Origin of the sequence: Bacillus cereus group sp. BfR-BA-01523 (assembly GCF_022662615.1) — a bacterium.
GTDB lineage: Bacteria > Bacillota > Bacilli > Bacillales > Bacillaceae_G > Bacillus_A > Bacillus_A mycoides.
In genome coordinates this window covers 590,549-617,527 of the sequence record NZ_JAKUDX010000002.1, presented here as the reverse complement: position 1 = coordinate 617,527, position 26,979 = coordinate 590,549, and the positions used below count along the sequence as shown (strand labels likewise).

The window sequence follows — 26,979 nt, the reverse complement described above, 5'->3', positions numbered from 1 at the left end:
AATAAAGAAAACCCCCACTGATTAAAGTTTCACTTTATCCGTTAAATGTACGTATCCTGGACGAGCCCACTTACGATTTACCGCAATACCGTTTTGAGGGTGACGCTTTTTATTACGCGGGTTCGTTTTTGGCATCGGATTTTCACCTTCTACTTGTAACACTTCCATACGCACTTTCGTTTGTTTATATGCAGGCGTATTCGTACGTTGATCGACCGCAGGACCTGTTAAGAAATTAATCGCCGTTTCATTATCTGTCGAGTTCATCGGTAAATACAGCTCATTCGCTTTTACACGATCCGTTACGAGTGCACGTAATTTAAGTGCTCCGAATGGAGAAACAAGGCGTACTAACGAACCAGTTTTCACTCCGCGTTCCCTTGCAAGTTCTGGAGAAACTTCGACGAAAACACCTGGTACTTTCGATTGAATACCAGTTGATTTATTTGTCATGTTCCCTTCATGGAAATGTTCAAGCATACGGCCGTTATTAATGTGAAGATCGTATTCTGCTGGGAATTCAGCAGGACGTACCCAATCAGCTATCGCAAAACGAGCCTTTTTGTCCGGGAAGTTAAATCCATCTTTGAATAGAAGCGGCGTATTCGTACCATCAAAACTTCCCCAGTGGAAACTGTTCCACCCTTCAAGCACTTCATAGTTTGCGTGTGCAAATAGTGGTGATAAGCTTGCCATTTCCGCAAAGATTTCACTTGGGTGATTATAGCTCCAGTTTGCGCCTAACTTATTAGCAATTGCCTGCACGATCCACCAGTCTGGTTTCGCATCTCCTAGCGTTGGAAGCACTTGATATAATCTTTGTACACGACGCTCTGTATTTGTAAAAGTACCTTCTTTTTCAAGAGATGGTGCTGCCGGTAATACGACATCAGCGTATTGAGCCGTTTTAGAAAGGAACACATCTTGAACGACAAAGAATTCAAGGCTTGATAACACTTCATGTACGTGATTTGCGTTCGAGTCTACAAGAGCCATATCTTCTCCAACAAGATACATAGCTTTCATTTTCCCTTCATCAATTGCGTGAAGCATTTCAATATTATTTAGACCTGGTTTATTATCAATTTTTACTCCGTAAGCTATTTCGAATTTCGCACGTTCTACGTCGTCAGTAACGTGCTGATATCCTGGAAGCCAGCCTGGAAGAGTTCCCATATCACAAGCACCTTGTACGTTATTATGACCTCGAAGCGGGTATGCACCAGCACCTGGACGACGATAATTTCCTGTTGCAAGAAGTAAGTTTGAAATCGCAGCGGAAGTATCTGAACCACCAGTATTTTGCGTTACACCCATACCCCAAAGAATACATGTACCATCTGCATCACGAATCATTTCTGCCATTTGAACGAGAGTTTCTTTTGAAATACCTGTAATCTCTTCTGCATATTCAAGCGTATATTCTTTAAGACTATCTTTGAAATCATCAAAGAAGTTTACATTCTCATCGATGAACTGCTGATCGCGCCAACCTTGATCAATCATATATTTCGTAACAGCCATTAACCATACTTGGTCTGTTCCTTGCTTTGGACTAATAAAGATATCCGAACGCTCTGCCATTTCAGTTTTACGAAGATCTGCAACAATTAGTTTTTGACCGTGAAGTTTATGCGCACGTTTCACACGAGTTGCTAATACTGGGTGGCCTTCTGTTGGATTACAACCGACGATAATAACAAGACCCGATTGTGCGATATCTTTAATCGTCCCTGCATCTCCGCCCATACCAATTGTACGGAACAATCCATCTGTCGCTGGTGATTGACAATAACGTGAGCAGTTATCAACGTTATTCGTTTCGAACACTTGACGCGCTAATTTTTGAATAACATAATTATCTTCATTCGTAATTTTAGAAGAAGAAATAAAGCCGATAGAGCCTTTACCGTACTCTTCTTTAATAGAGCCTAATTTATTCGCTACTACATGAAGCGCTTCTTCCCAACTTGATTCAACGAATACTCCATTTTTACGAATTAAAGGTTTCGTAAGTCGTTTTTCAGAATTAACGAAATCCCAACCGAATTTTCCTTTTACACAAGTCGAAATCGCATTAACAGGTGCCTCAGAAGTTGGTTGTACTTTAAGAATTTCACGGCCCTTCGTCCACACTTCAAATGAACAACCTACACCACAAAACGTACATACTGTTTTCGTCTTTTTCGTACGAGTGTCGCGCATCGCAGCTTCTACTTCTGATACGGCGAAAATACCGCTATACCCAGGTTCAACCTCTTTAATAAGGTCAACCATAGGCCCCATAACATCCGGTTTTAACCCTGTCATAAATCCAGCTTCACCAAGCATCGATTTCTCCATTAAAGCATTACAAGGACAAATCGTTACACATTGACCGCAGCTTACACATGAAGAATCGTTAATATCTACTCCTTCATCCCAAATAACACGAGGACGCTCTGCCTCCCAATCAATAGATAACGTTTCATTTACTTGTAAGTTTTGACACACCTCTACACATTGACCGCACGCGATACATTGATTCGGATCATAGCGATAAAATGGATGAGACATATCAACTTCGCTTGCATCAACTTTTGGCTCATAAGGATATTTTTGATGCTCAATTTCCATTAATTCTGCCGTATTATGCAGTTTACAATTCCCGTTATTGTTGTCACAAACCGTACAGTACAGTAAATGATTTTCTAGTAAACGGTCCATCGCCTCATGTTGTGCTGCCTTCGCACTATTAGAGGACAACTCAATATTCATACCGCTCGTCACTACAGTAGAACAGGATCGCACAAGCTTTCCGTTAACTTCTACAATACAAGTATCACACGTTTGAATAGGATCCACTTCCGGCACATAACAAATTTGTGGATGTTCAATTCCGTTCTCATTAATGATGCCCAGTATAGTTGAACCAGGCTCAGCATTATACTCTTTGCCGTTAATTGTAATATGAACCATGCTGTCGTTCATGGTTACTCCCCCTTTTTGAGAATAAAAAAACTCCACCACGAAAATATACGCACCACATTTTTGGCACGTTATCATCATGGTGGAGTAGTTTATTAGCACATCTTGCTAAAATACCAATCCATTTATTCATAAATAAAATGATAGATTCATAACAGGTCATATCACGATTCCATCTTTAACACTGTAATTATAGCGTTAAATCGAAAAATACACAATATAATTATCATTACAAAGGACAAAGCACATAATGCTCTGACCTTTGTATTACATTTTAGGATTATTCTGAGATGACTTACTTCCCGGTGCAAACCAACCAATTAGTGCGATGGCAACTAATACTCCGTAGAAGATTAAAGTCCAAGTTGTACTGTGTGGAAAATCATGATCTAAAATACCTATATCCTCATGGGCAAGTGTAATTACAGCAAGTTTGACGCCGACCCAGGCAACAATTGCATATGCTGTTGTTTCTAGTGCTGGACGTTTCTCCAGTAATTGTACAAACCAAGTTGCCGCAAATTTAATTAAAATAAGTCCAGCTATCCCTCCAAGGAGTACAACAATGAACTGTCCTCCATCCATACCTCCGAAATCATCAAGCGGAGAATCCGGAAGACCGAGGGCAAGAGCAACTGCGGCTAATATTGAATCAATCGCAAAGGCAAGGTCAGCTAATGCAATCTTTCCTACTGTGAACCAGTAGCTTTTTCCTGCTGCTTCCTTTTCATCTTCCTTGTTAATATTTTGATTATTTTTTCCGAATTGCGCCTGAATGACATGCTTTAATCCTAAGTAAAGAAGATAAGCTGCTCCTATCGCTTGTATTTGCCAAACATTTGCAATAAATGATATAGCAAAAAGGGCTGCGAATCGAAAAACAAAGGCCATAATAATTCCGTAATTTATAGCTCTTTTTTTCTCTTCTTCGGGTAAATGCTTGGCTATAACTGCTAGTACAAGGGCATTGTCAGCCGATAACAATCCTTCTAATCCGATTAAAATTAACAATGCCCAAGCATACTCTAGCCATATTGAATCCATCCGCTTCTCTCCTTTCTAAAACTAAAATCAGATAAGGTCTTTGCTCATTAGAATTTCCTATTAAGCCAAATTAAATGCTAAAACATTTTGACAGTTACTTTGCTGTCCTCTATTTGTTATAATTTCAACAAAAAACAAATCTAGATTGTGGTTTTCTTAGAAAAGGTGACGCGACATTGTGCTTAAAAACTTGATGAATTCATCTTCACTTACAGGTTTACTGTAGTAATAGCCCTGAATTAGATAACATGCATTACGTTGTAACACTATTAATTGTTCCTTCGTTTCCACCCCTTCTGCGATCACTTTCATGTTTAAAGTATGCGCTAGTGAAATAATGGTATGAATAATTTCATTTCCATCAGTAGAATTTCCGATCCTATTAACAAATTCTCTTGGAATTTTCAAGGTATCAATTGGATACAAAGGGAGATATGCTAATGAAGAATACCCTGTACCAAAATCGTCAATTGATAAATGTACACCATATGATTTTAATGCTTTTAACTTCGCTAACGTTTCTTTTTCATCTACCATTGCTATTCTCTCTGTTAATTCTAAATCAATCGAACTAGCAGGTACCCCTACTTCTTCTATGGTAGATATGATTGCTTGAACAAAATCTTTCTGTTCAAACTCTATAGCTGATAAATTTATCCCCATTTTTAGATTTGCATAGCCTGCAGAATGCCACTTTTTCAGTTGTCGACACGCTTCCTGTAACGTCCATTTCCCAATTGGAATAATTTCCGACGTTTCTTCCGCGATAGGTATAAATTCAAAAGGAGAAATAAGTCCCAGTTCTGGATGTTGCCAACGAATTAAAGCCTCTGCACCAATAACCATACCAGTCTTACTGTCAACTTGTGGTTGATATAATAAAAACAACTCATTATTTTCTAATGCCTTCGGTAAATCCTGTTCTAATCGTAATCGTCTTGTTATTTTTTTTGATAATGTCTCGTCATACATGCAAACAGCATTATTACCTTTTTCCTTTGCACTATACATAGCAATATCAGCATGTTGTAAAAGTGTAGTAGTATTTATCCCTCCAAACGGATACACCGCTATTCCTATACTAAGAGATAAATAAAAACTATGTTGATTAACTACAAATGGTTCTTCAGTTATACGAAATAGAGTTTCACACAAATCCAATAGCTGTTGCTCTGTGTGGTTATGGACTATGATTGCAAACTCATCTCCCCCTATTCTCGCTAGAGGAATAGCCGGTAACAGACATGTCCTAAAACGTTTAGCAACTTCTTTTAAAACACTGTCACCAATTGAATGTCCCAGTGTATCATTAATAGTCTTAAAACGATTTAAATCTATATACAAGAGTCCAAATTCACCCTGCGTTTTTCGTGCACGTTCAATGGATTTTTCTAATTCTTTTTGGAAGAATATTCGATTTCCAATCTCCGTCACTGTATCATGGAATGCTAGATAGTTTATCTCATCTTGTTGTTTCTTCATTCTCGTAATGTCTTTTACCATTACATAACTCCCAAAAGTTTGTCCTTCTATCATAATAGGAACAATGGTGACGTACCAAAAATGAATGTCCTTCTCATTATTATTTTTCACACGTAATTGTAACGAAGCCGAACTGCATCGTTTCCCTTCCTGTAGAGCTGCTTCCAATTCAGATCTATCTTCGTCTAAAAAAATCGAGAAGCACTCTTTACCTATTAATTCATCACTGTTTTTTCCTAATAACATACTTCCAGCCTGGTTTATATTTAACACAGTACCATTTGAATTAATCGTTAAAATAGGATCTGGATGATACTCATATAATGACTTAAATCTCTCTTGATTTTTGACCAAGTCATTGGATTTTTTTATTAAATCTTCTGTTCTTTGAGATACTTTTTGTTCTAATTGATTATTAAACACTTTTAACATTTCGGTTAAATCGCTGTTTTGCATTCGTACGATAGTATGACGAATCAGCACAAATACAAATGCAATACAATTCCCAGTAATAAGTGTAGCCGAGGAAGTTTGCTCTTTTAAAGTAAAGCCAATTAATACCGCAACTGCAAGATAAGGAAATATAACAAGAAGTTTCTTCCCAAATGTGGGATCGATAATGAAATAATTCCTTCTAGAAGATGCATTCTTTGAGATCGAAGCAGCAATAGCAATTAATAATAGGAAAACTCTATACAAACACCTTAATAATATAAGTGAACGATCTGACAAATCATCTTGTAAGTAAAAATACAAGTAGTCCGTAATAGCCAATCCAGTTAATACGAGAATAAAAATAAATAATTTACTTTTCGCATTAAAAATAGCTGGTCGAAAGATCAGGCTAATTCCTAGTAAAAGAAGCAATAAATCTATAATCGGAAAAATAAATGAAAGAAAAACATCTCCAATTGATAAGAATAAGATATTTGCAGAAGGTTTATTAAATAGGTACCACTCTAATGTAAAAATAGCAGTAACAACAATACATAAATCACAAAGTAAATACGCCTTTTCCCACTTGTTACATTCCATAATGATTTTATAAAAGAATGCAAAGAGAAAGAAGAATAAGAAAAACAACAAAAACACATCAGAGATATTAAAATTTTGTATTGGTAATTCTACATTAAGCACTTGAAAAGCGGATATAAAATTCCCTATCAAGAAACACCCTATTGCAATAGTAATGCAAACCCAGAATACTCCTAACTTAATTTTTCTGGATAATATAGAATACAGTAATGAGATAAATACAGTAGTTTCAACAACTAAGGATGATAGTCGGATATTAAAATCTGATACGAAATATTGATTCGGAAAAACAAATAAAAATATATAGCAAAAGCTTATATAGAATATTAGAGCTATTGTTAATAAGATAAATTGCAAATGTGAATGTTTAAGCAATATATTCACCTTCTTAAGTCTTTCATCATTTTTTAAAATTTGTATCTAATTATTATTCATATTATGACCATTTCAAAAGATTTCTTTCAAAATAAAGCACCCTTATATTACACCTGCATATATTTAAAAATTCCATAATAGGAATTACAACAAATATCTGCAGCTATGTCCTTAACAATATCAATTATTGTTATACGATCTATTTATGTAACAAGTAGATTTAATAGCTAATTAGTTCAAAGAATGTTTTCTTTGAACTAATTGTATACTGCCCATCTGAATCATATGACTTAACTATTTTCAAATTAAAATTTCACGTAAAAATAATGAATGTAGGTGTATGCCCCTATCTATTTATCTTTTTTTCTTCATAACTTCTATAGTATTCATTAAGTACGCTAACTTAAACACCGACTTATTTATAGTCCTTAATAAATCGGTGCTAGTATACACTATAAAACTAAAACACATTTCAAATAACAAAACTATACTTTAGCAATTTATAAATTTCATATTCCTAGAATTACTAAACTTTCTTTTACCTATTACAATCTATATTCAGATACATTATTTCCTTTCCATTCATAATAATCTAAAACCCCTTCATAAATGGCTTCTGCTGCAATCTGTCTGCCGTTTGCCGTAGATAGTTTACTGTAATCGATACCATTATCTATAAAAGCCAGTTCCGTTAACACAGCTGGCATGTCGTTTTCTCTTATAACAGCCACCTTTTTGGCTATGCTTTGGAATCCTACTTTACTCTTCAATTCTCCGTATTAAAAGTTTGTTGATGAAATGTAATAACAACTGTACGATTATACAACTTATTCACCTCAATGAAATCAGTTAAATATTGAGGAAGAGTCGGTTTATCTTTAAAATCATTATGTATTAAGCCCTTTCACAGTGACAATACGCATATTCCCAGTATTTTTCGGATCACAATACTACAAAGTAAGACCTAGCTCCTTCCTTTTGTACAAATTTTTGATTTACTAAAATTAATTGTAACTTTTCCTCTGCCCGAAATGATTCCATACAAAACAAAAGGGAAATACATATACACTATGTATCTCCCTTTTATTTTGTACCCAATTTTTTTATTGTGTTACGGTCATAACTTGTCCACTACGGTCAACCATAATTTTCATTTTTCCGTCTTGAGCGTTATATAACCCTAGCTTATGTAGATCTTGTTTGCATTCTTTTACGAAGTAAGGCAATGTACGAATTTGATCGATATCCGAGCTCGTAATGAAATGAATTAAATGATGCGTCATTTCTTTAATATCATGAACGAGCTCTGCCTTCTCTCGTGTTAATCTTTCATTTTCAGCTCGTAATGAATGTAATTCGCCTTCAAGACCACGTGCGTTCTTCTCATCCTTCGAACGCTCTGCCGCCATGCTAGAAAGCTTATAGATTCCCTCCATGAACTGATGCAATTCGTGTTCTCTCTTTTCACTACATTGACTAATTGTTTCAAAGTTATCCACGATGCCAGACATAACTGTTACGAGGCTTTTTTCATCTTCTTCATTTCGAACGTCTTCATTTACTTCCTGCTTGCTTTCTTGTTTTGTCTCAACAATTGTCTCTTTTACAGGTGTATACTTACGTTTTCGCCCCGGCTTTTGTTTTTCAATATTTTCAAACGGCATCTCTTGTTTTTTTAATTTATAATACGTGTTTTGCAATTGACTTTCCGTTTTTCGGAAAAGATTCATTTCATTTTTACTAACATATTTTGAAATATTTGCGATGTTTAAGCCATGACGTTGACAAAATTGATACACTTCATACAATAGTTCTAGTTCAGACTTCAACCAAGTAATCGCTGATTTTTCATATACTCGCATACCGCCATTTTTTTCTATATCTATTTGAAATAATACCATTCTATTATATAAATCGATTAGCTCTTCATACCTGACTTGGAATTGTTTCTCTATTTTTTTAAATTCCGCCTCTAATTTCATATCGTTCGTTTTATTATTTGACATGTTTTGTAAAAGACTTAATACATTGATTGCTGTGTGGTGATACATAATCTGTGTCACTCCCCCTCATCCTTTCACAATTCTCATATGACTCCCATGCCCTTTAAGAAAATAGAAATTTTTACATATCCATATTATAACATTTCGAAATTATCTGTCAAATAATTAACATATAAAAAGGTATAAAAAGTATCGAAATAAAAAATGATTTTTAACAAATATTAAAAAATAAAAAATAGCTAAGCAAAATATTATATCAGAAAAATTCTACTTAATTATATTATATGGTATTCCTAATATATTTTCACCGAAAAAGTTTGCGCCACCACGAAATCTTATAGATGAAATAATTGAACATCATGTAAAAAAACCCTCACCTTTATAGTAAAGGTGAGGGTTTTACACAACGCTAACTAATTAACCGAAAGAATGACCATTATTACCACCGTGGCTACAGAAAAACAAAAATATCTCAGAAACACTTTACCTTTCTGTCTTTACACACATGGCTGGCTCCTCTCTTCCAACTAAAAGAAGCTTTATAGTACTAACTTATCAACTAGCCCGATTAATTCTTGGATATCTGGCTTACTTACTTGAGCATTCGCTCCTACTGCTTCACCTTTATGGAATAATTCATTTGTAATTAATGAAGAGAAAATAATGACTGGTAATTGATTCATTACTTCACTATCTTTAATTACTTTCGTTAAGTGGTGTCCATCCATTTTCGGCATTTCAATATCTGTAATAAGCAGGTGAATATGTTCATACATTTTTTCACCTTGCTCTTTTGCTAATTTTTCAATTTGAGCTAATGCTTCTGCACCATTGCTGAAGAAGTTCATTTTCGTATATCCAGCTGATGATAATGTTTCTTCTAGTATTTGACGAAGCATCGCTGAATCTTCTGCAATATAAATAACTTTTTCAGCTCGATCTGTTTTTTGCTCTAATCCTGCAAGTGATTTATTGTCATAACCAGTACCGCTAATTTCACATACAATTTTTTCATAATCTAATAGTAAAATGATTTTCCCATCTAGTTTTACAATACCAGATGTCGTTTCTTCTAGTCCCATAGATAATGAAGCTGGTTCATCAATTTGTTCCCATGAAATACGTTGAATACGATGCACTTCATCAACACGGAAAATAACTTTCATTTGGTTTAATTCTGAAATGATAAATTTCGTTTGATCAAGTGGTTTTATAGATTTTAAATTAAGAGCCGTTGCTAAGTTAATAACAGGTAAAATTTCACCACGTACTTGAACAACACCTTCAACTGCATGATGAGATTCTGGCACAGTTGTAACAGGGAATGGATTAATAATTTCACGCACTTTCATTACATTAATACTAAATAAATTTTCACCAACAGTGTACGTTACGATTTCTAATTCGTTTGTTCCGCTTTCTAATAAAATACTTTGTGCTTGTGACATAAAGGTGTCGCTCCCCTTCCATTAATTCCGTATATCTAATTATTAAGCTTTATTAAAACCGAAAAGTCAACTACCTATATGAAAAATATAGATAGTTGAGTGATTCTCACAGTTTTAAAGTAGAAATACTACCGGTAAAACTTAATCTTGTATAAACGAAGCAAGTGCCTCTAGTAACACTTCTTGTGCTCCTACAATTTCTGTCGGCATCGCTTCCCATTTTTTTGAAAGCTCTGTTTCCACTCTCATTCTTAGCTCTGGACCCATTTCTCCTAGCACATATTCTTTCGTCGCTATATCAACATCGATAAGCGAAAGAGCGTATAGTTCAGGATCATTTATTTTCTCAAATAATTTCTTCAGTACACTAGGCGCCATATGCTTTAATTTTTCAATGTGAATTTCCTTATCAGAAAATAGTAACTCATATTGAATATACGTAACATTTTCTTTAATAACTTTAAAATAGCAATTATTTTTTTTATCATTTACAAAATAACCGTTCGGATCTGCAATAATACTCTCTACTTGACGTATTAAATTAGGTAAACTACTCGCCGCCATTACAGTACGTTGCTCAACCTCACTTGGCGAAATGAATGTAACGCGATACTTATTCTGCGCCATCCTCCTCACCTCTCCTTCTATATAAACTTAGTCTAATTGTACAATATCTTAATTAATCTAAATCTATTTCAAATCAATGCTTCTAGACTCGGATAAATCCTCTCTCCCAAAAGTGAAGAGGCACCACCTACACTTGGCTTTTGACCTCTTCAACTACCTTAGAACCACTCCACACCTCTCGTCTTACAATGTACGAGCCACTCATAGGCAACTGACCGCTACTACACTCAGCTAGGTCCTCGCCCCTCTTCAACTAACCTAGAACCACTCCATATCTCTGTTCTCACAATGCGCGAGCCACTCATAAGCACTAACCGCTACTACTCATCGCTAGGCCCTCTCTCAAAACCTTAAAAGAAAGCTTTTAAGCCCCTTTCAACAGCTCAATGTTATTGAACCAAAAAGCAAGCTGCTGATCCGTAATATCCGGCAACATAACGAAAAACTCACGGCACTTCATCTCATCTTTAAACAGTTGATACTTCCAAACACTATCGCTACCAATACTTACGAAATAAAACTCGTGTATACGGCCAATGATTGCTTGCTTTTCACCAAACGAATATGGAGGCACTTGTTTGATTTCAAATTGATCTGGTAAATATACATGCTCTTCTCGTTCTATTTTTAACACTTGCTCAGCAAGCTCACGTTTATTTTCGAAAAAAGGCAATTGTAAAATTCGCTCTTGTCTTGTCATACGAATATAAAACCCTTTCTACTACGTTACAATTTTTCTTTACGATTTATTATCGAATTAAGTTCACAACTTCATTTAATACTTCATCTGAAATTTTGATTACTTTCGCATTTCCTTGGAATCCGCGTTGGTATAACATTAAATCAACGAATTCTACAGATAAATCTACGTTTGCACCTTCTTGTGCACCACCACGTATTTTTCCTGCACCGTTTTGACCAGATGCACCTAACGCTAAAATACCAGTTGTATTCGTCGCTGTATAGTTACCATTTCCAGTTTTCATCAAACCGCCTTCATTCGGGAACATCGCAACAGCTAATTGACCAGCAGATTTCATACTTCCATCAGAATATTTTACCATCACATATCCACCGTCAGCAATAAAGCAATCTTTAACAGTCGCCGCCGCTCTACCATCTACGTTTGTTACTGATAATGTTTTATCTGTCGGATGATTCGTTAAATGACTTAAGTCTAACTTTATAGAGCCACCATCAAATGGAATATTGGCCCCTTGCTCTTTCGGATTTGGATTTCCAACAGCATCAAATGTCATATTACCACCTGCACCTGGAACATCCTCAAACTTTGTATCCTTTTTCGAGTCATTACGCATCTGTACTTTATATGTATAATTGTGTTCGCTTGTTTGTGTAAATTCTACACGCATTGTCCATGTATTACCGGCATTATCGTATACAGGTAAGTCTTGCGTAATTTGTTTTTCACCAGTTGGAATATTCCCTTTAATTGTCCCTTGCGATGTTCGAATACCACCAATTGCCGTCCCCATTGGAATTTGCAATGGGCCTGGAATACCAGATAAATCAACTTCACCAGTCGCCTCATTAGCAGGGTATGCGAATACGTATTGACCTTCTGTGTTCGTAATATAATAATCTGAAGATATTCCAAACGTACCTTTACGCGTAAATTCCATGTTTCCGCCTTTTGAATCACCTACAACGAAGAAACCATTACCTTCCATTGCAGCTTGTGTTTTGCCACCTGTTAACGTAATTGTACCATCACTATAATCCGTAACCGTACCACTCATTTTCACACCGTTACCGATACTTTTCGGATTCGTTCCTGCGTATTTACCGTCACCTTTTGCACCAATTGAATTGTTATATAGTAAATCATCAAACATTGCTTTTTGTTTTTTATAACCAACCGTTTGTGCATTGGCAATATTATTTGAAGTTACACTTAATGCATTTTGTGTTGCATTCATCCCTGTAATACTTGTATATAACGCTTTAATCATAACGTATGTACACTCCTTATGAATTTGTAGTTTTTACTTCTTCAGTTACTTTTTGATCGTCTTTCTTTGCATCTTCTGGATTCGTTTCTCCAATCGGTTTATCAGACACTCTTTCAACGAAACGAAGAGATACTACTTTATTATTAATAACGAGCTGTACATCGTTATTTTCTGCAAGGCGAACTGTCTCTACTTGACCAGTTACTTTGTTCCCTTCACCGTCAATACCTCTTACGTATTTCCCTAAAAATTTCATTCCACCATCAAGCGCTGTCGAATACATCGTCGTTCTTAAAGAGTCAACTGCTTTTGTCATATTCTGCACTTGTTCCATAAGAGATAACTGCGCTGTCTGATTCATCATTTGATTCATATCCATCGCATTGAACGGATCTTGGTGCTGGAAACTCGATAAAAATAATTTTAGAAAATCGTCTTTCCCCATTACACCAGGAGTTTTTTGAGCACTTTCTGATACTCCGTTTGTTTGTTGAACTGGCGATTGTACACCATTAACAGGTGCATTACTTTTTTGCGCTCCTGCCTGCAATGGAATATGATTTGTACTCGTTGTGTTTAATCCAACTGTTGGCACGCTTTATTCCTCCAATAATCCTGCAAATTCTTTCGATTCTTGTTTCTCTTGCTTCGTACTTGCTAATTTTTGTTTTTGCCTTTGCTCTTGTTCTCGCTGTTCTTTACGTTGTTCATCTTTTTCTGAATAACTTATTTGAATATTAATTTCTTTTTCTTTTAATTTCAGCTTCAATTCGTCAAAAATTATTTCAACACGCTTTTTCGCATCGTGTTTTTCCATTTCTACATGGACTTCAATTTGACCTCCATGCTTTTTCATAAATACAGTTAATGAACCAAGTTTCTCTGGATTTAGCTGGAATAAAACACGTTCTTGTTTCACTACAAACTTTTGCAGAGCCTCTACTTGTGCTTCCATTTTCTTGCCTAAGTCAGGTAATGTAACCTTCTCAGCTCCACTATTTTGTTTTCCTATTTGGTCAGTACCCGTTGCTTTATTTAATAACTCAGCTCCGGCCGAACTTGAGTCATTTAACTGATCGACTTTTGGTAACTCTACCTTCACATCATCGCTCTCTGCTTTCGGGAGTTCTACTTCCTTAGACTCTTCTTGTTTCTTTGCAATATTACAAGTTTCTGTTTCTACAACTTTTAATGCTTGCAACGTTTGCTCTGGCATCGTCACCTTGTCTAGCACCATTTGCATTGTATCTTCTAAACATATGGCATTTTTAATATTCATGTTAGAAAAAAGCTCTTGTAATTGCTGTAATTCAGCTGCGGGCAATTCATTCAGTTTAATATTTCCGTATTCTTTATATAACGCCTGTATTTTTTGTATGTATTGATATAACAATTCTGGCTGCATATGCAATTGCTCAATTGCAACCATCTGCTCAGATACAGCTAACAATAACTGTTCTGTCTCTTTCTTTTCTTCTTTCTTTACAATCGGCTCTTCTTTCGTTACCGTTTTTTTTGCGAGAATATATTCTTTCTTCTCTTCTTCTGGTGCTTCTTCTCGTTTCGGTTTCTCCGTTTTCGGCTGTTTTTTATTTTCAATTCTCATTGTATTATCGAATGAAGAATTTTCATTTTTCGATTGTACTTCTAGCCCTTTTTCTTTTTGCGGAGGTAAACTTTGCTGCACCGGTAATACAAACTGTATCACTACATCCACCTCATCCGTTCATACACATTTTTAAATCAAGAAGCATTTTTTCTTCCAGCTTTTCTTTTACTTTCGCAAGCTTCTTACAATCTTCTTGATACATTTCATCAATGACACGTTCTTTTTCTTTTATTTGCTCTAAAAGGCTTTCATTTTTTTGAATAAAACCTTCTGTTTTTTTTATTTTTCGATTCCATTCTTCTATTCTTTCAGGTGAAAATGTATGTGAAGACAGCATACCAGCCATAATACGTTGTCCCGTTTGTACAACCTTATTGCGTGATTTCACAACATATAGATCATATTCTTTTTTTCGTTCTATTTTTCTTTTTTCAGCTGTTAGTTCGTACACTTCTTTCAAGATATGTTCTTTCTCTTGATTAATCTGCAATTTAATCGTGTCGTACTGCTGCTTATCCACCCGTTTTCATAGCCCCTTCCTATTATAACGTTACCTTTTTCTATTATATAGTTTTTTTACAAAAAAATCTGTGAAATATTAAAATCAAAAAAATAAGACCTCAAAGGGCGAGATCTTATACAATATGGTGCATCGCTTGGACAACATCTTCAAACTGAAAACTACCCGTTCGACCTTGTTTTAAAAACGTATTTATAGCTTCTACTTTATTTTTACATTCAAAAATATAAGCATTTTCTTCATTCTCTTGAATTGTTCCAAGTTTAAAATACAATTCATTCTCTTTATAAATAGATAGAATTTTTCTCATTTCATTTGCAAGTTGCCAATGATTCGGCGATACGATTTCTTCCATAATCCTACTTACCGAATCTAATACCGAAATGGCAGGGTAATGACTAAGAGTTGCGAGCTCACGTTTTAATACAATATGTCCATCTAAAATACCACGAGCTAAATCTGGTACAGGACCATTTAAATCATCACCATCAACTAACACTGTATAAATACCTGTTATTGACCCTTTTTGCGTTTTTCCTGATCGTTCTAATAACTTTTTCATATAACTTTCCATTAACAGTGTTTTACCACCGATCGGTAATTCCTTTACCGCAATATCAACACTTCGGCGTGCATCAGCAAAACGAGTAACAGAATCCATCATAAGTAATACGTTATTACCTTGGTCACGGAAATATTCAGCAATAGATGTTGCAAGCTTAGCCGCACGAAGTTGCATAAGGTGACTTTCATCTGACGTTGCTACAACAACGACACTTTTTTTCATACCTTCTTCGCCTAATTCTTTTCGAATAAAGTCTTTTACTTCTCGGCCACGTTCTCCTACTAAACTAATAACGTTAATATCAGCTTTTGCGTTTTTCGCAATCATTCCAAGCAAGGTAGATTTACCAACACCCGATCCTGCGAAAATACCAATCTTTTGACCAATCCCAATCGTTAACATGGAATCAATCGATTTAATTCCCGTTTCAAATACATCTGTAATTTCTTCACGCTCAAATGCATGAATCGGCGGTGCATCTAATTTTATTTTTTGTAGTGGAATGTTTTCAGTGTTCTCATTTAACACTTCGCCATTCGCACTTAACACTTTCCCAAGTAAATGATTACCACGAGGTACAACAACATCTTCTTCAATTAATGTAACTGCATCTCCGTAACATACTTTTTCTGTCTGTCCAAATGGAAGTAGCATATTATTTTCTTTTTCAATCGCAATTACTTCACATAAGACACTATGTTCTCCAACGAGACAAACATCTCCAATCTTTGCTTTCGGACCTTTCGCTACAAAAAACTGCTCTTGTACACTATGAACTTTGCCAACTTTCGTATAAAACGGTGTTTCAATAAATGTATTCCATTTATTATGTTCATTCATTAGCTCGTTGTTCATACATTTTGCTCCTCAAACAACTTCTCTTCTTCCCACTTATGACGAAGCTTCGCAAATATAGGCGCAAATTTAAACTCAAAAAACTCTTTCTCTTCTTCCAGAACAAATTCGCCAAACTGTAAAGAAAAATCATACTTCCATTCTACTAATTGTAGTAGCCAATACTCTTTCGTATTTTCTTTCTCTTCTTGTATACGTTCAAATGTTTCTGGATGAACCGTTATAATTAATTTTTCAAATGAAGTAGGCAATGTTTGCACGATGCCTGTTAAAATCGGCAAAACGTCTAATAAGCGCGAATCTACCGCTTGATTCACTACTTTTTCTGCTAACTGAAAAGATTGATTCCATAATAACTCTGTCCATTCGTATGCTGTTTCTTGTTGTTCTTTTTGAAACTGTATACGCGCTGCTTCCATCTGTTCCATTTGTTCATGAATATGCATTTGAAACTGTTCTTTATCTTGCAACAACTGCTGACGCTCTCGTTCTAGCATTTGCTGCTGCTGCCTTAGCTGATTCATTTCAATATGTAATGCATCTTGCTGTGCAAGAAGTTCTGCATGATCCACTTGTATCTCTTCTTCAATGTGAACTGATACTGGTTTCGGAAATTGTAATTCATACGTTTCTTCAGAAAAAGAAACAGAATTCTTCGGAATTCTGTTTTTAAATAAGGACATCATCTTCACCTCTTTGAACGATAATTCTTCCTTCTTTTTCTAACTTTTTCACCGTACCTGTAATCGTTTGTTGTGCTTTTTCAGCATCCGTCATCTTAAGCGGTCCTAAGCCATCTAACTCTTCAAGAATCATCTCTCTACGGTTTGAAGACATACATGTAAATAGTTTCTCTTTAATTTCTTCTTTTGCAATTTTAAGTGCTTTCGCGATAACACCGTTATCTGTAATTTCCTCTAATACACGGCGAAGCGCAAGATCCTCAAGACCAAGTAAGTCTTCAAAGACAAACATATTTTCTTTAATTTTCTCAGATAACGCATAATCGACTTCATCCAGCTTTTGAAAGACTGTTTTTTCAACACCTCGTGAAACATTATTTAAAATGTTCACTATTGTTTTCAATCCATCTGTTTTATTAATAGCACTAAATGCCATATTATTTAATTTTGCTTTTAATAACTCACCAATTTGATTAATTAATTCACCATCTACTTGTTCAAGCTTTGCAATACCCATTACCGTCTCTACACGTTTATGATCTGGTAATCTCTCAATTAATTGAGAAGCAAGTTGCGGCTTAATATAAGAAGCAATAATCGCTATCGTTTGTGGCGATTCATCATTAAGCACTGTAAGAAGTGGCTCTAAATCTGTAAGTGAATTTAAGAATTCAAATGGATTATCTTTGTTATACCAAAGGTCTTCCAATAATTTTTCCAACTCGTCTTCTGGCATATTTTTAAATATACGACGAATGTATTCTTTATCTGGAGTTACTAAATTCAACTCTTTTACATTTAGTTCGTACAAAAACTCCCCTAGTACATTTTCTAACGTTTCTGGTTTATATACACGAAACTTCGCGATTTCGCGAAGTAACACTTCTTTTTCCTCAGCCGTCATATATTCAATGACTTTTGCTGCCACCTCTTCGTTTAATGTACGAATGAGGATGGCAGCTTTCTCTTTGGAGGAGATTTCATCTAACATTGTTTTTCCTCCCTTACTGTCCGTTTAACCATTTTTTAATTACTTTTGCAGTACCTTCTACATGCTCTTTCGTAGCTTCCTGCACTTGATCATCTAATGTAGGTTCTGATGGTTCTACCGGTTCTGGCTTTGGCTCTGGTACTATTTTTTCTTCAGGAATTTCTAGGATACTTTCACTACTAGCAGCAATTTCTTCTTCTGCTAAGTATTCTTCATATTCCTCTTCTTCTCTCTTTTTCTTACGTCTTGCTAAGAAGAACCATACTAGGCCAATTATTGCTAGCAAGCCAGCTGTAATTCCACCGAATAACCACCAGTTCATACCACTTTTTTCTGGCTCTTTCTCTTTTTCAACTTTCGGCTGGTCGAACTGAACAGTTACAACGTTAACTTGACCGTTTGTAAAGTTTCCATTCGGATCAGCTTGAAGCCCAGCTGCTGTGCCAATCGCTTCTTTAAATGTTGTCATATCAATTTTTCGTTTTACTAACGTATCGTTATCTACCCATACAACAACATTTGTTTTTGTTAATTCCGGATGTTTCTTAATTGTTTCAACTGTTTTATCTATTTCATAGTTTTCAATTTTGTTACCATTTTTATTATCGTAGACAACTTTACCGTTTTGATTATTGTTCGTACCGTAGTTCGGCACTTCACCGTTCGCTGTAATACCCGCACCTTGCTTCGTATCTGCTCCTTCTTGCGCAGTAGAACTTTCCTCTTGCTCTTGTTTACTGCGAAGTACACCTTTATCGCCATATTTTTCTGACTGACGTGTAACTTCATCGTAGTTTACAGACACTTTCGTATTCACTTTATATTCATTTGATTTAAACATCGTCATTAACGTTGCGTCAATATCTTGCTTTAATTTACCTTCAATTTGATGCTGCATCTCTACTTCTTTTTCATAAGAAGAGGAACTGTTAGAATGCGCTTCATCTGTTCCTTTTGAGATGATACCTTTTTTACTATCAATAACACTTACTTCTTCTGCTTTCACGCCAGGAACTGCCGCACTAATCATTTGCTGTATACCCGCAACTTGATCAGCTGTTAATAGTTGTCCACGTTTCACACCAACAGTAATTGCCGCTGTCCCTTTCGCTTTTTCCTCATCAAAAATTGTTTCTTTTTCCGGTAATGTAATTTGCACATTTGCCGTTTCAACTGTCGCGAAGTTTCGTACAATATCTTGCTCCAATTGCTTTTTCGTGCCGACAATCTGCTTCATTTTCTTATCTTGTTCACTTGAACCGAGTGAGCTTTCTAATAAAATTTCCTCACCGCTTTTTGAATTAAACGGCAAGCCCATTCCATTCATTTCTTTTCGAACCCATGGAGCATCGTTCTTTTGCACTCGAATCGAACCATCGGCTGCTAATTGGTAATCAACACCTAGCTTCGATAATTCTGCTGTAATCTCTTGCTTATCTGTATCATTTAAATTTTGATATACAACAACATATTTATCTGGCAAGGTGAAGTATAAAAGTGCTCCTGTTGCAATCGCTAAAAGCGCAGCACCAATCACTAACTTATGCCACGTTTTCAACGATTGGAAAACATTTTTTATCTTTTCCATTTAAATACACCCGTCCATTTTCCTAAATTTGCATATTAATTAGTGACTTATAATTTTCAATAAGATTATCGCGTACGAGAGCAGCTGTTTTCATTTGTGATTCAGCTTTCTTCTGCTGAATTAAAACGTCATGCGTTTCTCCTACCCCTTTTGTCAGTAAATCATATACTGCTGTTTGGGCATTATTTTGCGTTTGATTCATATCTTCCAATAAATCAATAAACTTTTTGCCTTCAACTACAGATTTTTCTGAAGTTTTCTGTGTGCCAATCGGCTGAATCGCTCCAAATGGCTGTGTATTTAACATTGGTTGAATTTTCATATTTCCCCTCTTCCCTCTTATCCTCGGCCGATTTCTAAATCTTTATCGAGCATTTTTTTGTTCGCATTTAATACACTTGTATTTGCTTCATACATTTTTTGAGCAACCATTACATTCGTCATCTCAGCTGTCACATCAATGTTCGGATAACGTACATATCCTTCTTCATTTGCATGCGGATGCGTCGGATCATACACAAGATTTTCATTTCGATCCGTTTCAATACTTTTTATTTTCACTCCGTTAGTAGGAGCTCCATCTAGCATACTTGCAAAACTATTATTTGATTCTAATACTACACTTCGACGGTGATACGGCTCTGCACCCGGTGCTCCCGTCGTATTTGCATTTACGATATTGTTAGAAGTAACTTCCATCCATTTTCTCGCTGTAGTTAGCCCTGAACCACTTGCATTAATTGCCTGAAACATCTTTGTCTCTCCTTTTAACTATTAACGTCCACGTGCTGCTTGGTTAATAGCGTATTGCGTATTAATTGCATTAATTGAAACACCGTATAATTGGTTTGTTTTCATTAAATCTAGCATTTCTGTCGTTACATCAACACTGTTTCCATCTTTATTCGTTTGCATTGATTTCGTTTGAATCTTTGCGTATGTATTTTTCGTATTTGCTGTCGGTAAGTGCATTACATTCGTTTGATATAAATCTGGATTACTCTTTAAATCCGCAGCATTTTTTTTGTATAATGCACTGCTCATATTCATTTTCTCAGCAAATGTTACATCTTGTGCTTTATAGCCAGGTGTATTCGCATTTGCAATATTACTAGAAACGGTATTTCGCTTCGTTACTAAATAGTTCATATAATGACTTACATCACTAACTAAATCTGGCATATTCCACACCCTTCCTTTTCCATCATGCTCGTTTAGCGCATGATCATCCACTGATGGAAGTTTCACTTTATTATTCATTTTCCTATATGTATTTATTTATTAAAATATTATCTATTATGTACCCTTACATATTTTATTCCATTTTTCCATTGTTGTCTTTAGAAAAATACAAAAATATAAAAAAGAATATAAAAAACTGTATACGCGTAGTAATCCATGTAACATTTTGATATATAAACAATAAAAAAAGAGCTTCCATACACTTCTCTCTATAAAATAAAGACATCTTATTTTTCATTGTTTGGATTATTACCATTCTTTTTATTACAGTCATAAAGTGAAACCTCAATCAGCGGAACGCCTTATTCAAACAATGGAATGGATCCCCTTTTAAAAGGGGTATCAATTTCCGTAATTTACCATTAAAATTTACCGTAAAACGAATTCGCTTTCATTCGTCCATCATTTGTCATAATCATTTCTTCCAAAAATTTTTGCTTATCTCGAATATGCTGTGCTGCCTTAATTATTAATGGACTCACTTCCGCTGCAACATCTGCGCGCGTCTCTTCATCCAATGTCATCATCCAGCGATTTAACATTGCACTCTTCTCAGCAAATTCCCCATCTGATACTTGCAATTCACCGATTTCATTAAAACAGCCGACAAACGCTCGATAAATATCATTGTTCATTTTCGAGTGCTCCGCGGTAACCGTCTATTAAATCTTGTAACACTTGTACAATCGCATCCATGTCTTTTGCTTCACGCGTTACTTTCATCGTCTGAATTTGAATGCTAATCCAATCGTATAAACCGAATAGACTATCATATAAATCTTTAGTAATCTCAGGATTTAATTGAAGCTTTAACTCTTCAAAAATACGTTCTAATTTTTCAAGAAGCGCATCTCCTTCTTGTAGTTTAAAAGTATTTAAAAGTTCTTCTAAATTACGAAACTCAACGATACATCTTTCATAAATAAAAATTGTATTTTTAATTGGATTACTCGTCATAATATCATTTTGCATATAACGTTGCCATGCTTGCATACAATCACTTCCTTAACTTTCATTAATCATCACTTTTTTGTTTTGTCATTGCTTTAATTGTTTTTAGTTGGCTATCTAGCGCCGCTAATGTACTTTCTAGCTTTTGATACTTCTTCACAATCTCATCTTGTTTTTGCAGATTTTGTGTTTCAATATCTTTAATCTTTTTATCTAAATCACTTACACGTGAATCGATGTTTTTTACACGCTCTCCGACTACACCTTTATCACCAAATAGTTTATCAAGTGGTTCTTCCATCATCTTCCCTAAACCGTTAGAACCAAAGAAAAATTGCTTCGCTGCATCCGGCTTGTCTTTTAACGCTTTTGTTAATTGTTCATCATTAACTTCCATCGTCCCGTCTTGCTTTAATTGGATACCAAATGAGAATAAATAATTACCGTCTTGAGAAAATGTCACGACATTATTCATCGCTTGACGTACACTTTGCATAATGGCTTGACCTTGGAAAGCTCCACCTTTCCCAGCAAAGATATCTACTGTAGAAACAGCTTTATTATAATCCGCCACCATCTTTTTAATAACATTCGATGCATCTGTTACGTTTGAGTCACTTACTGTAAACTTCAGATCTATACCTTTTGCTTTTGGATCTGTTGTTGTACCTGCATCTGTTTTTTCATCTACTTTTGACTCCGTCACTTTTAGTAATTCAATTTTCACACCAGGAAGAGCTTCAATTGTATTCGTAGGACTTTTGTCCTCGATACCGTTAATACTATATATAGCATTTTTCGCTTCATTAATAGTATTTAATTTCATTTCCGTCTTAGTTTCACTGTCTTGATCTGTGCCTGTCCCGTTAATTTCCACCTCTGAATAAAATAGTTCAGTAAGTACGTTAGGTGGTGTACTTGCTAATTTAATAGCGTTTGCCTCTCCTTCTTTCGTAGAGGACATAAAAATTTTACTACCAAGTGTATATGCTGATACCCCATAATCTCCATCATTAATTTTATTAATTAAATCTTTATATGTCATATCAGTTGTTACTTTTAGTTCTTTATCGCCTAGTTTTATTGTTTCATTTCTTGGAAGCTTCTCATTTACATCAATAGAATTAGAAGCTATTTGATGACGCTGTGCGAGCTGTGTAATCGTCATATTAAAAGTTCCTGCAATTGCTCCACCATCAGCTTTTACATTAATATAACCGTCTTGTGTTGTTGTAACTTTTTTCTCATTACCTTTAAAAGCCGCTAAGTTTTTAAAAGTTTGTGTGAAAGAACTAAATTCTGATTTTAAACTTGTGTATAATAGTTTATCTTGTGAAAGTTGGTTCTTTTCATTAGCATACGGTGTTTTTCTCATATCTAACGCTTGCATTTCTAATTCTACAAAGTTAGAAGTATCGATCATATTATTTCCGAGGTTCCAAATCTGTTGTCTACCACCAATACCTGTTAACGTCCCTGCCATATTTCTCACTCCTTATTGTTTACATATAATCTAAAATGCTCGTTTTACTCATCGTACTAACTGCTTTAAGCGTTGCTTCATACGTTGCATTAATATACGCTAGGTCAGAAATTGCTACCGCTAAATCAACATCTTCAATTTCTTTACGATTTTCTTGAAGCGCTAAATTTTGCTCGCTTAAAATTGTTTTAAACGTCTCCATCGTGTTCATAGTTGAACCCACTTCAGTTGTACGGTTAATGACGCTATCTAAGTTTTTCTTATTTTCTCCTAATAACGGTTGCAAAGCTTTTTGATCACCGTTATTCAGTGCTTCACTCATCTGTTTTAACGTTTTTATAACTGGGGATAATAATTCTTCTCCGTTACGAAATGCTTTTAATTGATAACCGTCATTTAGTTGCCAGTTCACATCATTTTTTCCACCTTGATACGTACCATCTTCTGTAAATGGAGCTTGTTCAGCACTATCCCCACCGAAAATATAACGGCCTTGCTCTTTCGTATTCGCTAAATATACAACTTGTTTTAAAATTTGATCAATCTCTGCACCGATTGCCTTCAATTCTTTTTCACTATTCGTCCCATTTAGCGCTTGTACTGTTAATTGATCCGCTCTTGTTAAAGATTTAAAAACACCTTGTAATGTATTTTCAGTTTGTGTTAATACATTTTTCGAATCCGCTAAATCTTTTTGCATTTGTTCAATATTTGCTAACGAATGCTGAATCGCAAATGATTTACTTGCCGCAAGTGGGTCTTCGCTCATAAAAAGATTTTTCTTACCTGAAGTTACTTGATTTCGATGATATTGCTGTTGCACATTCAAATCCATCATCTGATTCTTTGCCCAGTTTGCATTTTGAAATGTAGATACTCTCATCTTTACCTTCTCCTTTATCTATATTTGAATTGGTGCGAAGAAGAAACCTCACCTATATACAGCTATCCTCTTCCCTCATAAAAAAGACTTTTTCGTTTTCATTTAATTTACATGGGGGAGGACGCTTGCTAAACATGGCTATTCTCCCCCTTAACTTCCCATTCAACCATCTCATATCTCTGGTCTAACATGGCTTGGTCCACTAAAAGGCTCTGTCCGCTTCTACCCTGCGCCGGACCCTCTCTTCCATCACAAAAAAAGCTTTTTCGATCCTTCTACATGTTATCTAATAATCGAAAACAAACTATCAAACACTTCATTCATCGTCGTAATAGCTTTAGAGTTTGCGACAAAATATTTTTGGAAAGCCATTAAATTAACCATTTCTTCTTCCATATTTACGCCTTCAATACTCATTTTTTCTTGTTGAATACCTTCTAATAGATCTTTATGAATATTTTGATAAGCATTCACTGCACTTTTATCAGAAGCTACACCAACTATAAATTGGTCTAATGCTTGTTTATAAGAAAGACCTTCTTTATAATCTCCCTCTGTAATTCCTGCTAGTTTATTTGCTGTTTCAGCAGAGATTTTCATTTTCGAAACATCTTTTGTGAATTCAGGGTTTAACTGAATATCTTTCGCATGATCTCCAACGAAGAAATCTTTTCCCATCACTGTATTCACTTGACCTTTTACAGAACTCACTAATTCTTCAAGGTTTTTCTTATAACTAGCAATCTTCGCTTTCGTATCTATCGCTGATTGAATTGCTCCACCATTTAAAGGAATATCCGATCCATAAATCGCAACAGACATTGGTTCTTTTTCTTTATTTAATTGAAGTGGATATGTATCTTGTCCATTTACTGTTAAAACACCATTCATTCTAACACTCGCGATATTAGGATTCATAGATTCATAAGATACTTCGATATTGGCATACTTAGACATCTCTGTAACGATGCGATCACGTTCGTCTAATAGTTGATTAGGTACTTGTGTCCCCGCTTGTCCAATTTTTTTATTCGCCTCTGCTAAACTAGCACCAAGACGATTAAATTCATTCACATGTGCTTCAATATCTTCTGTCGTCTGTGCTTCTGCTGTATCTAAGTTTTTTGCAAGACGATTTATCTGACTTGTGAACTTCCCAGTTTCAGAAACTAATGTATCGTAGTAGTTTGGTTGTTCTGGATTTTTTGCAACTTCACGAAAAGCATTGAAGAATCCATCCATTAAACTAGATAATGAATTTTTCCCTGTCGTTCCTACCATAGACTCTACTCGTGATAAAGTAGAATTCATATATGCGTAGTAAGAGAACTGTGACAACTGATCATTAAATTGCTTCGTTTTCACTTCATCTGTAATACGGTCAACTCCTAATGTTTGTACACCATAACCAATTCTCTGTTCAGGCGTATGACCGTTACTTGCTCCAACAGATCCGTAATTTACCATTTGACGAACATAACCCGGCGTATGAATGTTAGATAAGTTTTGTTTTGTCGTTTGTAATCCCATTTGGGCCGCTAGCATACCAGATAACGGCGTATTATAATCAGATAATCTCATAATGCTTCACTTCTCCTTTACAATAGTTCATTCATAAAGATTTGCGAATTATTGTTTTTCTCCAAATTGTATTCAGAAACGGAATCCACAATACTTTCTGTAGTTTTTAATAGTACGTTTAAGTAATATTGATTTTTCAAAAGAATCATTTTTACATTTTCTTCTAATTCATTTAAACTTTTTTGTAATTCTTCCATTTTTTCATTTTCTTCCTGTGAAAAATACGAAAATAGCGAACGCATACGCAGCGGTTCAACTTGTTTTTCTTTACAAAGCTGAACAACCATTTCCTCAAAAGATCGCGATAATCCTTTAACACCTTCTATGTACTGCAATTGCTCTACTTGCAACTTTTGAACTGCATTTACATTTTTATTTTTTAAATTCTCATATATTTGTTCCCCAAGCGTTTGAATATTTTCATATGCCTTTTGAATAATAACGAGCTTTTCATATAATTGTATGTACATATAGCTTCCTTTCCTTTACAAGACTAAATTTACAATCAAACCATGAATTTCTCCAATTTGATTTAACATTTCTAAATGCCCTGTTTTCGTATTAATTAAATTCATAACATCTTCTAACTCAGTTAATCCCATTTCAGCTTGTTTTACGATCGTCATTTTCTGCGAATATCCGTAACGCGGATGACGAGACATAACATCTTTATACTGCAATACGTTATCAACGTAAAAATTCAAAAATGATTTTACAGTATTTTTGTATTCCATTACATTATCGAGCGTTAACTCTAATTCGATTTTCTCTTTAATTTCTCCAATGTTATCAACAAGTGCTTCCATTTGTTCTAACAATTTATCTTTTTTCGGATCTGCATGCAAATTATCCGAAAAAGCAAGTCCTGTCCTGACATTTGCTTCTTTCGGCATTTGAGTAGCAGGCGGTATATGCGATAAAATTGGATTATGCGAGATAGAACGCAGCATATATATCACCTATTTATTTTTTTATTTCCTTCCAAACTTAATCGTAAAATCCAGTTATTTATAATTATACTCTGTACAATGATATTTTGCAGTTATTTTTTATAGAAGATATGTTACAATTTAG

General features: G+C 35.1%; 26 protein-coding genes and 2 pseudogenes. All 28 read right to left on the bottom strand.

Features of this window, described 5'->3' with window-relative positions:
* Window positions 1-21: 21 nt before the first annotated feature.
* Window positions 22-2,970 carry a formate dehydrogenase subunit alpha gene (fdhF, locus tag MR066_RS07595; protein ID WP_242246484.1) on the bottom strand — a complete coding sequence of 983 codons (2,949 nt, stop codon included), beginning with the start codon at window positions 2,968-2,970 and terminating at the stop codon, window positions 22-24.
* Window positions 2,939-3,130 (bottom strand): hypothetical protein, encoded by a 192-nt coding sequence (locus tag MR066_RS07590; protein ID WP_002158491.1) that lies wholly within the window; start codon window positions 3,128-3,130, stop codon window positions 2,939-2,941. Before MR066_RS07590 ends, fdhF begins: the two co-directional genes overlap by 32 nt.
* A gap of 104 nt (window positions 3,131-3,234) precedes the next feature.
* Window positions 3,235-4,011 carry a TerC family protein gene (locus MR066_RS07585; protein ID WP_002168733.1) on the bottom strand — a complete coding sequence of 259 codons (777 nt, stop codon included), beginning with the start codon at window positions 4,009-4,011 and terminating at the stop codon, window positions 3,235-3,237.
* 156 nt (window positions 4,012-4,167) lie between these two features.
* The gene (locus MR066_RS07580; protein WP_242246482.1) at window positions 4,168-6,903 is read right to left on the bottom strand and encodes a sensor domain-containing protein; all 2,736 of its coding nucleotides are present in this window, start codon (window positions 6,901-6,903) and stop codon (window positions 4,168-4,170) included.
* Between the two features lie 545 nt (window positions 6,904-7,448).
* Window positions 7,449-7,628: pseudogene (locus MR066_RS07575) on the bottom strand (N-acetylmuramoyl-L-alanine amidase family protein); the annotation flags it as partial.
* A 53-nt stretch (window positions 7,629-7,681) separates the two neighbouring features.
* A pseudogene (locus tag MR066_RS07570) lies at window positions 7,682-7,923 on the bottom strand (Ger(x)C family spore germination protein); the annotation flags it as partial.
* 83 nt (window positions 7,924-8,006) lie between these two features.
* Window positions 8,007-8,954, bottom strand: a complete 948-nt coding sequence (locus MR066_RS07565; protein WP_016119942.1) for a DNA-binding domain-containing protein — start codon at window positions 8,952-8,954, stop codon at window positions 8,007-8,009.
* A gap of 491 nt (window positions 8,955-9,445) precedes the next feature.
* A complete protein-coding gene (locus MR066_RS07560) occupies window positions 9,446-10,354 on the bottom strand; it encodes a chemotaxis protein (protein ID WP_002030950.1) in 909 nt (302 codons plus the stop codon).
* Window positions 10,355-10,495: 141 nt separating this feature from the next.
* On the bottom strand, window positions 10,496-10,981 hold the full coding sequence (locus tag MR066_RS07555; protein WP_012260675.1) for a hypothetical protein: 486 nt from the start codon (window positions 10,979-10,981) through the stop codon (window positions 10,496-10,498).
* 364 nt (window positions 10,982-11,345) lie between these two features.
* A complete protein-coding gene (locus MR066_RS07550; protein ID WP_002012031.1) occupies window positions 11,346-11,681 on the bottom strand; it encodes a DUF3964 family protein in 336 nt (111 codons plus the stop codon).
* Window positions 11,682-11,730: 49 nt separating this feature from the next.
* Window positions 11,731-12,954, bottom strand: coding sequence for a flagellar hook protein FlgE (locus tag MR066_RS07545; RefSeq protein WP_002012032.1), 1,224 nt, complete (start codon window positions 12,952-12,954; stop codon window positions 11,731-11,733).
* A gap of 16 nt (window positions 12,955-12,970) precedes the next feature.
* Window positions 12,971-13,549, bottom strand: coding sequence for a flagellar hook assembly protein FlgD (locus MR066_RS07540; RefSeq protein ID WP_002086480.1), 579 nt, complete (start codon window positions 13,547-13,549; stop codon window positions 12,971-12,973).
* Window positions 13,550-13,552: 3 nt separating this feature from the next.
* Window positions 13,553-14,662 (bottom strand): flagellar hook-length control protein FliK, encoded by a 1,110-nt coding sequence (locus tag MR066_RS07535; RefSeq protein ID WP_242246480.1) that lies wholly within the window; start codon window positions 14,660-14,662, stop codon window positions 13,553-13,555.
* Window positions 14,663-14,672: 10 nt separating this feature from the next.
* On the bottom strand, window positions 14,673-15,083 hold the full coding sequence (locus MR066_RS07530) for a cytoplasmic protein (protein WP_242246478.1): 411 nt from the start codon (window positions 15,081-15,083) through the stop codon (window positions 14,673-14,675).
* 115 nt (window positions 15,084-15,198) lie between these two features.
* Window positions 15,199-16,503, bottom strand: coding sequence for a flagellar protein export ATPase FliI (fliI, locus tag MR066_RS07525; protein ID WP_242246476.1), 1,305 nt, complete (start codon window positions 16,501-16,503; stop codon window positions 15,199-15,201).
* Window positions 16,500-17,186, bottom strand: coding sequence for a FliH/SctL family protein (locus MR066_RS07520; protein ID WP_033706611.1), 687 nt, complete (start codon window positions 17,184-17,186; stop codon window positions 16,500-16,502). Before MR066_RS07520 ends, fliI begins: the two co-directional genes overlap by 4 nt.
* Window positions 17,173-18,177, bottom strand: coding sequence for a flagellar motor switch protein FliG (fliG, locus tag MR066_RS07515; RefSeq protein WP_002030936.1), 1,005 nt, complete (start codon window positions 18,175-18,177; stop codon window positions 17,173-17,175). Before fliG ends, MR066_RS07520 begins: the two co-directional genes overlap by 14 nt.
* A 13-nt stretch (window positions 18,178-18,190) precedes the next feature.
* Complete coding sequence (fliF, locus tag MR066_RS07510) at window positions 18,191-19,765, bottom strand: flagellar basal-body MS-ring/collar protein FliF (RefSeq protein ID WP_002086489.1); 1,575 nt, start codon at window positions 19,763-19,765, stop codon at window positions 18,191-18,193.
* Window positions 19,766-19,787: 22 nt separating this feature from the next.
* A complete protein-coding gene (fliE, locus tag MR066_RS07505) occupies window positions 19,788-20,087 on the bottom strand; it encodes a flagellar hook-basal body complex protein FliE (protein WP_215587558.1) in 300 nt (99 codons plus the stop codon).
* A gap of 17 nt (window positions 20,088-20,104) precedes the next feature.
* Window positions 20,105-20,518, bottom strand: a complete 414-nt coding sequence (flgC, locus tag MR066_RS07500) for a flagellar basal body rod protein FlgC (RefSeq protein ID WP_002030933.1) — start codon at window positions 20,516-20,518, stop codon at window positions 20,105-20,107.
* 21 nt (window positions 20,519-20,539) lie between these two features.
* Window positions 20,540-21,025, bottom strand: coding sequence for a flagellar basal body rod protein FlgB (gene flgB, locus MR066_RS07495; protein WP_002064629.1), 486 nt, complete (start codon window positions 21,023-21,025; stop codon window positions 20,540-20,542).
* A 344-nt stretch (window positions 21,026-21,369) separates the two neighbouring features.
* On the bottom strand, window positions 21,370-21,642 hold the full coding sequence (locus MR066_RS07490) for a hypothetical protein (protein WP_002141115.1): 273 nt from the start codon (window positions 21,640-21,642) through the stop codon (window positions 21,370-21,372).
* Complete coding sequence (locus MR066_RS07485; protein WP_002012050.1) at window positions 21,632-22,000, bottom strand: flagellar export chaperone FliS; 369 nt, start codon at window positions 21,998-22,000, stop codon at window positions 21,632-21,634. The genes MR066_RS07490 and MR066_RS07485 overlap by 11 nt, the downstream gene beginning before the upstream one ends.
* 22 nt (window positions 22,001-22,022) lie before the next feature.
* Window positions 22,023-23,441, bottom strand: a complete 1,419-nt coding sequence (locus tag MR066_RS07480; RefSeq protein ID WP_242246474.1) for a flagellar hook-associated protein 2 — start codon at window positions 23,439-23,441, stop codon at window positions 22,023-22,025.
* Window positions 23,442-23,460: 19 nt separating this feature from the next.
* On the bottom strand, window positions 23,461-24,324 hold the full coding sequence (locus MR066_RS07475; protein WP_002030927.1) for a flagellar hook-associated protein 3: 864 nt from the start codon (window positions 24,322-24,324) through the stop codon (window positions 23,461-23,463).
* 282 nt (window positions 24,325-24,606) lie between these two features.
* A complete protein-coding gene (gene flgK, locus MR066_RS07470; protein WP_242246472.1) occupies window positions 24,607-25,905 on the bottom strand; it encodes a flagellar hook-associated protein FlgK in 1,299 nt (432 codons plus the stop codon).
* Between the two features lie 17 nt (window positions 25,906-25,922).
* The gene (locus MR066_RS07465; protein WP_002064619.1) at window positions 25,923-26,375 is read right to left on the bottom strand and encodes a flagellar export chaperone FlgN; all 453 of its coding nucleotides are present in this window, start codon (window positions 26,373-26,375) and stop codon (window positions 25,923-25,925) included.
* A gap of 15 nt (window positions 26,376-26,390) precedes the next feature.
* Window positions 26,391-26,855: a YaaR family protein gene (locus MR066_RS07460; protein ID WP_002086502.1), complete on the bottom strand. Its 465-nt coding sequence runs from the start codon at window positions 26,853-26,855 to the stop codon at window positions 26,391-26,393.
* Between the last annotated feature and the right edge of the window lie 124 nt (window positions 26,856-26,979).